Below are 11,857 nucleotides of genomic sequence, written 5' to 3'. Positions count from 1 at the left end.
TCGCGTCCCTTCGTCGGTCTGCGACCCACGCTCGTCCTGAGGTGGGCGGTCCCGGATCGGTCGGGCGCGCCGTCGTGCAGGGCGGCACCCCTCAGGCACGGTGCGCACGTCGCCTGAGTCACCTCAGGACGGGTGCATCCGACCGGGCCCCCGCGACGGAAGAAGGGGTGGACGTCGACACGACGTCCGGCGACCCGCGGGTCGCCCGTGCTCCGACGAAGGGACTCGACGATGAACCTCCGACGCACGCTCCGCCGCACCACCGCCGCCGCCACCGCGGCGGTCCTCGCCTCGACGGCGGTCGTGGCCGCCGCGACGAGCGCGACGGCCGCGCCCGGGACGAACAGCCTCGCGGCCGTCCTCGCCTCCGACGGCGACACGTTCGACCGCAACTGGTACGACTACGACATCGTCGACCAGGCGGTCGCCGCCGTCCTCGCGGCGAAGCCGGACAGCCCCGTCGCCGTCCTCGCCGACGGCACCGTCCCGCTGACGGCGTTCCTGCCGAACGACCGTGCCTTCCAGCTCCTCGCGTTCGACCTCACCCACCGCTGGGAGCGGACCGAGGCCGGCGTCCTGAACCGGATCGCAGGCGCGGTGGGCATCGACGCTGTCGAGCAGGTGCTGCTCTACCACGTGGTGCCGGGCGCGACGATCGACTCCCGCACCGCGCTCGCGTCCGACGACGCGGCGCTCACCACCGCCCAGGGCGGCACCTTCCGCGTCGACGTGCTCAGCACGAAGTGGACGCTCGTCCGCCTCGTCGACCAGGACCGCAACGACGTCAACCCGTTCCTCGTGAAGAGCAAGCTCGACCTCAACACGGGCAACGCGCAGATCGCCCACGGCATCACCGCCGTGCTGCGCCCGCTCGACCTCTGACGCCCGGCGCGCCGCCAGGGTGCGCGCGCCGTCCGCTCAGCGGGTGGTCGCGCGCACCGTGGCGGCGACGACGAGCAGGTGGCGCCAGGCGCGCTCGTCCGTCGGGTCGGGCGCGAGGGGCGTCCAGGCGACGAACCGCCCGTCGGCGACCTCGGCGTCGAGGCCGTAGCGGGGCTCGGCGAGGAGCGCGGCGAGGTCGTCGGTGACGACACGCTCGGCGAGCCGGCGGTCGTCAGCCGTCGCGTACACGGTGCGGGTCGAGTCGCGCGAGAGCAGCGGCGGGAAGCCCTGGACGATGCCGTCCCGGTGGCCGAGCGCGACGACGACGCGGCCGTCCGCCTCCGACGGGGACAGGTCCAGCGGGACGACGACGAACCGGTGCACGACGGCGTACTGGCCACTGGCCGCGGTCGCCGTGCCGCACACGACGCCGCCCGCGTCGTCGGGCCAGGCGACGACGTCCTTGACCTGCCGCCCGGGGCCGTGGCGGAACAGGCGGTCGGGCAGCCCGTCGGGCGGTGCTGCGACCTCGAAGCGGGCGCCGTTAGCGCGGGCGAGCGCGAGGAGCAGGGCCCGGCGACGCCACGACCGCGACTGCGCGGACCGCACCAGCAGGACGACCCCGCCGGTCACCACGGCGGCCAGCAGGAGGAGGACGAGGAACACGAGCAGGTCGCCGGCGTCGAGGCCGCTCTGCGCCAGCATGACGACGTAGGAGGCGACGAGGACGAGCAGCAGCAGCCCGCCGACGACGCCCGCGACGATCGGCGCCGCACGTGCCGCCCCCCGGGCGGCCTCCGCGCTCGGCTCGCCGAGCTCGCCCGCGAGCGCGAGCGCACGGACCGTGCGCGCCTCGCCCCCGGTGGCCCGACGGCGCAGGGCCGAGAGGTCGACGCCGGTCGGGTCGGGGCCGTGCTCCGATCCCGGGTCCTGCGGTCCGGGGTATTGCGGTCCGGGGTGCTGCTGTCCAGGGCGCTGCGGTCCGGGGATCGTCCCCACCCCCTGCGGTCGCGTGTTCCCCGGGCCGTCCGGGCGGGACCAGTGTGCCTCACGCACCGTGTCACCCTCGCTGACCTGCACCGACGGGCGAACTTCATCCTCGACACCCGGACCGGGCGCCGCGAGGATGTCCCCGCACGGCGTTCCGCCGGCCCGACCCGACGGGAGACCCGCATGCGCACCCCTGCCCGCGCCCTCACCGCCGCCGTGCTCGCCACGGCGCTCGCCGCCGGCGGCTCGGTGGTGGTCGCCGCCCCGGCCGCGGCGAACGCCGCCACGTTCCAGTTCGGGAAGTCCGTCTACGGGCCCAACGAGGTGGTCCTCATCGAGACGGGCGGGCTGACGCGCGACTGCGACTTCATCGAGACGACGTCGGACGTGTACGTCGTGCCGACGGGTTCCGTGAGCGCGGGGGGCACGTTGTCCGACGTCAGCGGCACGCCGAACACGATCCAGAGCTTCCTCCTCGGCAGCGCCGTGATCGACGAGCAGGTCGCCATCACGGCGCCCGGCGGCACCCTCGGGACGGGCACGTACGACGTGGTCGAGGACACGTGCCAGAACGGCGTCTTCGACGGGTCGGACTCGATCCAGCGCGAGGCGTTTTCCGTCGCGATCCCGAGCAGCGTGCCGGACCTCCCGTCGGGCGCGATCGCCGCCATGAAGAGCGCCGCGGCGGCGGAGGCGGACCACTGGCGGGAGGCCGCCCTCGCGTACACGGTGCTGTTCACCGTGTACAGCACGTACGAGCTCGTCTCGGCCGCGATGGTGCGGGACATGGCGGGCTTCATGCAGTTCTACCTGACGTACGTGTGCAGCACGCCCCTCGTGCCGGCGGCGCCCGGCGGCGCACCCGTGAGCCCCTGGTGCCCGACGGTGAGCATCCAGGACACGCTGCGGCTGCAGATGGAGGTCGTGCGGACCGTCGTCAACCACTCCCGGCACTACGAGGGGATCGCGGCGGACCCGCCGGACCCGGACTTCGCCGACCCGGTCCTCCCGGGCACCGTGGCGCGGTTCGACTGGCCGTCGGGCGACCCCGTGGGTGCGGCCCTGGCGGACTGGGCGGACACGGCCGCGCAGGGGGAGACCCTCACGCGCTCCTACCTCGCGTCGATGGAGAAGTACCAGGGCGCCGCGGAGAAGGACGACGTCGCGGCCGCCCTCATGCACGGGCGCGACGTCCAGGCGAGGGCCGCGGACCTCGCGCTCGTCCTGGAGCAGCAGGACACCGCGGCGGCGGCGTTCCTCGCGACGCTCGACGCGCAGGGGGTCGACCTCGACGTGGCGACGCAGGACCTGCGCGACCTGCAGGACCGCGTGGCGGCGGACGGGCTCGCGGACGCCGAGGAGCGGTCCCTGCGCAACGCCGGGTTCACGCCCACGGAGATCGACGAGCTCAACCGCGTGCTCGTCGAGGACGTCGAGCTCGACCACGCGTTCACCTCCGTCGAGGACCTCGTGGACGCCCAGGCGACGGCCAACGCCTCCATGTCGTCGGCGTTCGTCGGCATCGCGGACGACATGGGTCCCGTGGTCGCCGAGCTCGAGACGGCCGTCGCCGCACGCGGCGTCCCGGAGCGCCCCGTCGTGGACGCCGGCGGGCCCTACACGGTGGAGCTGGGCGGGTCGGTGACCGTCACGGCGACGTGCACCACCTGCGCGACCGTGGCGTGGGACCTCGACGGCGACGGCGCGTTCGACGACGCGACCGGTGCCACGGCGAGCGTCACGCCCACGACGACGGGCGACCACCTCGTCGCGGTGCAGGTCACGGACGCGGACGGGCGCCTGGGCGTGGACGTCGCGACCGTGTCGACGACGGCGGGCGCGACGGGCGTGACGATCGGCGGGCTCAGCCCGGCACCCGACGCCGGCGTCGTCGAGGTGGAGATCGGGTCGTCGGTCGACCTGTCCGCGACGGGGACGGGTCGCGACGGCGGCGCCCTCGTCCCCACGTGGGAGCTCGACGGCGAGCCCGCAGGAACCGGCGGCACGTTCACCGTCACGGCGGCCACCGCGGACCCCGCGGCGCACGACGTGCGCGCCGTCGTGTCCGACGGCACTGCACGACGCACCGCCCGCTGGTCGGTCCTCGTGGTGCACCCCGACGCCGACGGCGACGGCTGGCGCGCGAACGTGGACTGCGCGGACGACGACGCGACGGCCCACCCCGGCGCGGCCGAGGTACCGGGCAACGGGGTGGACGACGACTGCGACCCGGGCACGCGCGACTCCGGTCCGCCCGAGGCGGGCTTCGACGTCGCGCCCCAGCCGGGCGTCGTCGGGGAGACCGTCACGCTGACCGACACCTCCACCGACCCCGACGGCGAGGTGCGCTCGCGGGCGTGGGACCTCGACGCCGACGGCACGACCGACGCGACCACCGCCTCGGTCGAGCACGTGTGGCCGGCCGCCGGCCGCCACCCCGTGACGCTGACGGTCACGGACGACGACGGCGAGTCGTCGGACGTCACGCAGGACGTCGTCGTCACGGACCGGCCCGTGGCCGCGTTCACCGTCGAGCCCGCGGAGCCGGAGATCGGCGCGCCGGTCCGTCTCGTGGACGCGTCCACGGATGCCGACGGCATCGCCCGCTGGGAGTGGGACCTCGACCACGACGGCACGACCTTCGACGTGGACAGCACGGAGCAGTCGCCCGAGCACGTCTTCGCCGCGGACGCGACCGTCGCGCTGCGCGTGACGGACACCCTCGGCGCGGTGTCCGAGGTGGTGACCCGGGCCGTCGACGTGTCCGGCCCGCCCGTGCCGTCGTTCTCCCCGCTGCCGGACGCTGGCCGGACGGACGTCGCGCTGGTGCACCACGGGGCGAGCGTCACCGGGTACTCCAGCCAGGCGTCCACCACGTACGCGGCCCAGGAGATGGTGGACGTCGACTACCCGGACGGGTCGCGCCCGTGGCGCAGCGCGAGCGGGCAGGTCACGGACCAGTGGGTGACGCTCGACCTCGGCGCGCGGTACCTCGTCGACGCCGTCGAGGTCCGTTCCGCGTCGTCCGGGTCGCGGCTGCGCGACTTCCAGGTGTCGGTGTCCACGACGGGCTCCGCGCCGGACGACCTCGCCGCCGCGCTCACCGCGCGGCTGGCGAACGACGCCTCCCTCCAGACCTTCCCCCTCGACCGCCCGGTGGAGGCGCGCTTCGCCCGGCTGGACGCCCGGGACCGCTGGGGCACGACGGGCTACGTCGCGGTCGACGAGCTGCGCCTGCTCACGGGGCAGGTGGGCGACGCGACGGTGACGTTCCGCGACACCACGCGCGACCCGGACGACGACGTCGTCGCGTGGGCGTGGGACTTCGGCGACGGCACGACGTCCGCGGAGCCGAGCCCCACGCACACGTTCGCGGCGCCCGGCACGTACGACGTCACGCTCACCGTGACGGACGCCGCGGGTCGCACGGCGAGCACGACGCTCCCCCAGACCGTGGTCACGCCGCCCGCCGTCGCGTCGAGCGGCCCGGCGACCGTCGCCGAGGGCACGAGCGCGACGTTCCGCGACACCACGCCGACGCCCGACCGTGCCGTCACGGCCCGCACGTGGACGTGGGGCGACGGGTCCACCACCACGGGCACGCTCGCCCCGGCCAAGGCCTTCGGGGACGACGGCGCGTACGACGTGCGCCTCGACGTCACCGACTCGCGCGGGGGGCAGGGCAGCACGACCCGGACCGTGACCGTGACGAACGCGCCGCCGACCGCGGACGCGGGCGCGAACACGTCGGTCTTCGTCGACGCCGCCTGGACGCCCGCCGCGAGCGCGAGCGACCCCGGGACGGGTGACCGCGCGACGCTCGCGTGCCGCTGGGAGTTCGGCGACGGCACGACGGCGGACGTGCAGCCGTGCTCCACGAGCACGGTCCGCGTGCCCCACACCTACACCGAGGCCGGCACGTACACCGCGACGCTCACCGTGACGGACAAGGACGGCGGCTCCCGGACCGACACGTCGACGGTGACCGTGAGCACGCGCCGCACGTACCTGTCGGTGCACCCCGTCCCCGGGACGGCCGCCGGCGGCGACGTGGACGTGCGGGCGGTGCTGTGGGACCGCGAGACGTGGACCCCGCTCCCCGGGGCGGACGTGACGCTCGACCTCGGCGGCGCGACCACCACCCTCGTCACGGACACGGACGGCGCGGTCCGCGGCACGCTGCCGTTCGCGGGGCCGAGCGGGACGGTCACCGGGACGTACGCGGGCGACCGGGTGCGCCGGGCCGCGACCGACACGGACGCCGTGAGCACCGCGCTGCGGCCGCCGGGCGACGTGGTGTTCCTCGTCGACGAGTCGGGGTCCATGGGCTCCTACCAGGCCGCGGTGCGCAACAACGTCGTGTCGATCTCCAACCAGCTCGCCGCGAGCATCGACCACCAGATCGGGCTGTGGGGCTTCGGCGCCGGGTCCGACCACGACCTGCCGGGGCGCGCCGGGTACCTCCCCCACCTGCACGTCCCGCCGACCGACAACCTCGACGAGGTGACCGCCGCCGCGGCCGCGCTCACCACGAGCGGGGGGACGGAGCCGGGCGTGAACGCGATCGTCGACGCCCTCGGCCCGGCTGCGGGACTGCGACCGGGTGCCGGGGTGTGCCTCGTCCTCGTCGCGGACGAGCCGGTCCAGCAGGCCCTCGGCGTGACCGTCGCGGACGCGCGCGCCGCGCTCGCCGCTCGCGGGGCGGTGCTCTACTCGATCGTCACGCCGGGCACGGGGTCGCAGGGCTACCAGGACCTCGCGCTGGGCAGCGGCGGCGCCGTGTTCGACATCGGGACGTTCGGGGCGAACCCCACCCCGGTGCTCGAGGCGCTGCTCTCCGGGTGCGTCACGCAGATCACGCAGCGCCCCGACCTCGTCACGACCGTCGACGACGGGCGGACCGTCGTGGGCGTGGGCGACGAGGTCGAGTACACGGTGAGCGTCGCCAACACGGGTGAGGCGGACGCCGCGGGCGCCGCGCTGACGGTCACGCTGCCGGCCGGGGTGTCGTTCGTCGCCGCGTCCGACGACGGCACCTCCGCGGGCCAGGTCGTCACCTGGCCGTCCGTCGACCTGGCGGCCGGCGCCACCCTCACGCGCACCCTCACCGTCCGGGTGCTGCCCGGGCACGGCGAGACCCTCGCGGTGACGGCGCACGCCGTGGACGACGGCGCGAACGGCGCCGACCTCACCCCGGACAACAACACCGCGACGGACACGGACACCGTCGTCGAGCGGCCCCGCCTGACGGTGGTGACCCGCGTCGTGAACGACGCCGGCGGGACGGCGGCACCGGCCGACGTCGCCGTCGAGGTCAGCCGCGACGGAGCCGTGGTCGCCGTGGCGACCGGGAACGCTCAGGGCGTGGTCCACGAGCTCGCGCCGGGGACGTACTCCGTCGCGCCTGGCACGGTGCCGCCGGGCTACACGGCCACGCTGTCCGACGCGTGCGCGGCGCCCGTGACGCTCGAGCACGGCGACGACCTGACGTGCGTCGTCACGGTGGACGACGTCGCCCCGGTCGTCACGACGGACGTCGTGGTGGACGGCGGCACGGCCGAGGTGTCGGAGGTCGCGCTCACCCTCGACGGCGCCCCGGTCACGAACGGGGTGCCCGTCGCGACCACGGCAGGCACCCGGGCCGTCGCGGCGACCGCTCCCGACGGCTACACGGTCGTCGTGGGCGGCGACTGCGCCGCGGACGGCACGGTCACGCTCGTCGTCGGGCAGGACGCCCGGTGCACCGTGACGGCGACGTACCTCGACCCGGACACGGACGGGGACGGCGTGGACGACGGGGTGGACGTGTGCCCCGCGTACCCCGACCCGGCGCAGACCGACACCGACGGCGACGGCACCGGCGACGCGTGCGAGGACTGGTCGTGGCCGGTCGGCGGCTTCTACGCGGTCGGCGCGGACACCGCCCCGGGTGACGGCGACGACGTGTACTTCTGGGGGTCGCAGTGGGCCTCGCGCAACGGCGGCGGGCCGAACGCCTTCAAGGGGTTCGTCGGCGAGGACGGCGCGACGCCGACCTGCGGCGCGACGTGGACCTCCCGGCCGGGCAACAGCGGGCACCCGCCGGCGACCGTGCCGCCGTACATGGCCGTCGTCGTGACCGCCGACCCGGTGAAGAAGGGGTCGGTGACGACGGGCACGGTCGAGAAGGTCGTCGTCGTGCGGACCGACCCCGGGTACCAGGGCAACCCGGGGCACCCGGGGACGGGTCAGGTGGTGGCGACGCTCTGCGGCTCCTGAGGGGACCGGCTCAGCTCACGAGGGAGCGCATCTTCCGCGCGATGATCTGCACGGACCGGCTCGGCATGAGGCGCGCGAGGCGGTCGAGCATCACCGCGTCCTTGCCGATCCGCACGCGCGGGGTGCCCTTCTCGACGGCGGCGACGATCTGCCGCGCGGCGTCGACGGGCGACGTCGTGCGGTGGGCGGACTCGGCGGCGGCCTCGGCCGCGGGCTTGCCGCCGGGGGTCTCGACGCCGGAGTTCTTCGTGATCTCGGTGCCGATCGCGCCGGGGAACACGATGCTCACGGCGAGGTCGGTGCCCTCGTGCTCCGCCTGCAGGCCCTCGGTGAACAGCTTCACGGCGGCCTTGCTCGCGCCGTAGGCGGACTGGCCGGGGAACGGCACGAGCGCGCCCATGCTCGCGACGTTGACGAGCGACGCCGCGGGTCGCGCCTGCAGGTGCGGGAGGAACGCGGTCGTGACGTTGACGACGCCCCAGAAGTTCACGGCGACGACCTTCTCGATCTCGCGCCGCTCGAGCTGCGCCACGGGGACGAACCGCTGGATGATGCCCGCGACGTTGACGACGCCGTCGACGTGCCCGTGGGAGGCGACGACGTCGGCGGCGAGCGCGTCCACGGCGTCGTGGTCGGTGACGTCGACGACGCGCGTGCTCAGGCGGTCGTCGTGCGTGCCGGCGAGCACGCGCGTCTCCTTGAGCCCGACCTCGCTGAGGTCGAGGGCCACGACGTGCGCGCCCTTGCCCAGGAGCTGGAGCACGACCTCGCGCCCGATCCCGTTCCCGCCGCCCGTGACGACGACGACCGATCCTGCGACCTGAACCACGGCTACCGACCTCTTCCCGTTGCGTGTCGCCGACCACCGACGACTAAACGGAGGGTTATCCTCCACTTCATACTCTACCGCTCGATCCCCGCGGTACGCTGCCGCGGACCGCACGAGCGACGGCAGGGGACGATGACCGAGACAGCACTGCGCGCCGACGCGCGGCGCAACCGCGAGAAGATCGTCAGCGCGGCCACCACCCTCTTCGTCGAGGCCGGGGCCGACGTCGCCCTCGACGCCGTCGCACGGGCCGCCGGCGTCGGCATCGGCACCCTCTACCGACGGTTCCCCGACCGCCGAGCCCTGCTGCGCGCCGTCGTGCAGGACGCCGTCGCCGCCGTCCTCGCCGACATCCGCACCGCCACCGACGACGCCCCCACCGCCTGGGACGCCCTCGCCCGGGCGCTCGCGTGGTCGCCCGAGCTGCGCGTCGCCCTGCGGCTCGTCGCCATCGCGCCCCCCGCGGACGTGCACGCCCTCCAGGACGACGCCGGCACGCAGGGCGTGCGTGACTCCCTCCTCGCCCTCGTCGACGGCCTCGTGCGCGCCGCCCAGGCCGAGGGGACGCTGCGCCCGGACGTGTCCGCCGGCGACGTCGTGCTCCTCATGGCGGCCGTCAGCCGGTCCCTGCCGCGCGGCACCGACGACGCCCGCAACGCCTACGACCGCGCCCACGCGCTCGTGCTCGACGGCCTCCGCGCCCCCGCCGCGCACCCCCTGCCCGGCGGGCCCGTCGACGTCCACGCCCTGCCCCTCTGACCCACGCCGCTACGGCAGCCGCGCCTCCAGCAGGTCGGCCGCCGCGCGCGTCCCGCCGAGGGACCGCAGCTCCGCGCCCAGCCGCGCCGCGCTCGCCCGGTACGACGGCACCGCGAGGACCTCCCGGCACGCCGCCGCCACCGCGGCCGGGCGCGGCGTCCCCGTGCGCAGGTTCACCCCGGCGCCGTGCCACGCCACGCGCGCCGCGATCTCCGGCTTGTCCAGGTCGCCGCCCGCGACGACCAGCGGGACGTCGTGCCGTAACGCCTGCAGCACCCCGCCGAACCCACCGTTCGTCACCATCACCGCCGTCCGAGGCAGCAGCGCCGGGTACGGCACCATCGACGCGACCCGCGCGTTCACGGGCAGCGGCCCCGGCAGCGGGTCCGTCCGGTGGCCCGTCCCCACCACGACCAGCACGTCCTCGCCCGCGAGCGCCTCCAGCGCCGGCAGGACCAGGTCGTGCGGGTCCACGTTGGCCGTCCCCTGCGTCACGTGCACCACCGGGACCTCGGCGTGCACGACGTCGTCCCACCAGGGTGGCAGGTCGGGCGGCAGGTCGGGGGGCGGGGCGGTGACGCCGTCGTCGGTGAGGTCGCCCACGAAGCGGACGTGCTCACCCAGGTCGTCGCGCGGGTAGTCCAGCCCGGGCGATCCCGCCCCGACCACGAGCCACGGCGAGTACCACATCGTGGCGAACGACTCGCCGTCGGGCGGGAGGCCCACGTCCCGCCGCGTCCGCTGGTACAGGCGGGTGAGGACCGACGACGACGCCCCCGTCGTCGCGTTGAGCACCGCGTCCCGCACCCGCCCCGCGGGGCCGCGGGCCGGCGCCAGGCCCAGGCCCGTCGGCGGGATGCCCTTGCCGGGCAGCCACACCGCGACCGGCGACACGGACGCCCACTCCTGGTGCAGCCGCTCGGCCGCGAACCGGGTACCCAGCGCCATCGGGTCACCCGCGAGCAGGTCCCACGGCTCGGCGTCGTGCAGGGCCAGCAGGTCCTCGCACTGCGCGGGCGCGGTGCCGAGGAACAGGTCCTGCAGGTTGACCAGCACCTGACGGAACCCCTTGCGCTCGCGCAGGCGGGGGAAGGTCGCCGCGAGGTCGCGCTCGTCGAACTCCGGCGCCTGGACCCACGGCACGCCGCGCGCGCCCACCGCGTCGAACAGCGGCACGTACGACCGCCCCGTGTACACGCGGACGTCGTGCCCGCGCCGCACCAGCTCCGCCGCCACCGCACGGACCGGGCGGGCGTGCCCCGCGAACGGCATCGCCGTGAGCATGATCGAGGCCATGCGCCGATCCTGCCGCGACCCCGGCCGGACGTCACCCCCACGTAGGCTGCGACCGTCGGCTGCGACGCAGCACGACCGCACCCACCCGCCAGGAGGACCCGTGCCGCAGACGACGCCCGCCCCGCCCCTGGACGACGTCCTCGCCGAGCTCGCCACCCTCGACGACCCCCGCATGCGCGAGGTCAACGCCCGCCACGGCGACGACCACGGCGTCAACCTCACCGCGCTGCGCGGCGTCGCGAAGCGGCTCCGCACCCAGCACGAGCTCGCCGGCGAGCTCTGGGCCACGCAGGACACCGACGCCCGGCTGCTCGCGCTCCTCGTCTGCCGACCCAAGGCCTACGGCCGCGACGAGCTCGACGCCATGCTGCGCGACGCCCGCACCCCGAAGGTGCACGACTGGCTCGTCGCGTACGTCGTGAAGAAGAACCCCCACGTCGAGGACCTGCGTGTCGCCTGGCTCGCCGACCCCGACCCGGTCGTCGCGAGCGCCGGGTGGGCCCTCACCGTCGACCGGGTCGCGAAGAGCCCCGACGGCCTCGACCTCACCGCGCTGCTCGACACGGTCGAGGCGGAGATGAAGGACGCCCCCGACCGGCTCCAGTGGGCCATGAACCACTGCCTCGCCCAGATCGGCATCGAGCACCCCCAGCACCGCGAGCGCGCCCTCGACATCGGCGAACGGCTCGGCGTGCTCAAGGACTACCCCACCCCGCCGAACTGCACCTCTCCCTACGCGCCCACGTGGATCACCGAGATCGTCGGACGCCGTGACGGAGCAGCCCCGGCACGCCGATAGGGTGTGCCTGGATCCGCGCGGTCATCGTCGACCGCACCGGCCCC

Annotated in this window: 7 protein-coding genes; 4 read left to right on the top strand and 3 right to left on the bottom strand. The window is 75.3% G+C overall.

Annotated features, from left to right (window positions below):
* Positions 1-231 precede the first annotated feature (231 nt).
* Positions 232-882 carry a fasciclin domain-containing protein gene (locus tag LGQ04_RS04480; RefSeq protein WP_229242504.1) on the top strand — a complete coding sequence of 217 codons (651 nt, stop codon included), beginning with the start codon at positions 232-234 and terminating at the stop codon, positions 880-882.
* 36 nt (positions 883-918) lie between these two features.
* On the opposite strand, the gene LGQ04_RS04475 is transcribed toward LGQ04_RS04480, so the two are convergent.
* Positions 919-1,938, bottom strand: a complete 1,020-nt coding sequence (locus LGQ04_RS04475; protein WP_229242503.1) for a hypothetical protein — start codon at positions 1,936-1,938, stop codon at positions 919-921.
* A 117-nt stretch (positions 1,939-2,055) separates the two neighbouring features.
* Here LGQ04_RS04475 and LGQ04_RS04470 point away from each other — a divergent pair, with 117 nt between their 5' ends.
* Positions 2,056-8,130, top strand: coding sequence for a PKD domain-containing protein (locus tag LGQ04_RS04470; RefSeq protein WP_229242502.1), 6,075 nt, complete (start codon positions 2,056-2,058; stop codon positions 8,128-8,130).
* A 10-nt stretch (positions 8,131-8,140) separates the two neighbouring features.
* Here LGQ04_RS04470 and LGQ04_RS04465 read toward each other — a convergent pair whose 3' ends face one another.
* Positions 8,141-8,959 (bottom strand): SDR family NAD(P)-dependent oxidoreductase, encoded by an 819-nt coding sequence (locus tag LGQ04_RS04465; RefSeq protein WP_229242501.1) that lies wholly within the window; start codon positions 8,957-8,959, stop codon positions 8,141-8,143.
* Positions 8,960-9,091: 132 nt separating this feature from the next.
* On the opposite strand from LGQ04_RS04465, the gene LGQ04_RS04460 reads away from it, so the two are divergent.
* Positions 9,092-9,718 (top strand): TetR/AcrR family transcriptional regulator, encoded by a 627-nt coding sequence (locus LGQ04_RS04460; protein WP_229242500.1) that lies wholly within the window; start codon positions 9,092-9,094, stop codon positions 9,716-9,718.
* A 9-nt stretch (positions 9,719-9,727) separates the two neighbouring features.
* On the opposite strand, the gene LGQ04_RS04455 is transcribed toward LGQ04_RS04460, so the two are convergent.
* On the bottom strand, positions 9,728-11,014 hold the full coding sequence (locus tag LGQ04_RS04455) for a glycosyltransferase (RefSeq protein ID WP_229242499.1): 1,287 nt from the start codon (positions 11,012-11,014) through the stop codon (positions 9,728-9,730).
* A gap of 100 nt (positions 11,015-11,114) precedes the next feature.
* On the opposite strand from LGQ04_RS04455, the gene LGQ04_RS04450 reads away from it, so the two are divergent.
* Complete coding sequence (locus LGQ04_RS04450) at positions 11,115-11,813, top strand: DNA alkylation repair protein (protein WP_308016345.1); 699 nt, start codon at positions 11,115-11,117, stop codon at positions 11,811-11,813.
* The last annotated feature ends 44 nt before the right edge of the window (positions 11,814-11,857 follow it).

Origin of the sequence: Cellulosimicrobium marinum, assembly GCF_020551945.1 — a bacterium.
Taxonomy (GTDB): Bacteria; Actinomycetota; Actinomycetes; order Actinomycetales; family Cellulomonadaceae; genus Cellulosimicrobium; species Cellulosimicrobium marinum.
The sequence above is the reverse complement of the archived record's forward strand: the minus strand, read 5'-3'. Positions and strand labels throughout refer to the sequence as shown.

Excerpts from the sequence above, each read along its gene's own strand:
- LGQ04_RS04455 (WP_229242499.1), bottom strand. The coding sequence starts at position 11,014 with ATGGCCTCGATCATGCTCACGGCGATGCCGTTCGCGGGGCACGCCCGC.
- LGQ04_RS04460 (WP_229242500.1), top strand. The coding sequence starts at position 9,092 with ATGACCGAGACAGCACTGCGCGCCGACGCGCGGCGCAACCGCGAGAAG.
- LGQ04_RS04480 (WP_229242504.1), top strand. The coding sequence starts at position 232 with ATGAACCTCCGACGCACGCTCCGCCGCACCACCGCCGCCGCCACCGCG.
- LGQ04_RS04470 (WP_229242502.1), top strand. The coding sequence starts at position 2,056 with ATGCGCACCCCTGCCCGCGCCCTCACCGCCGCCGTGCTCGCCACGGCG.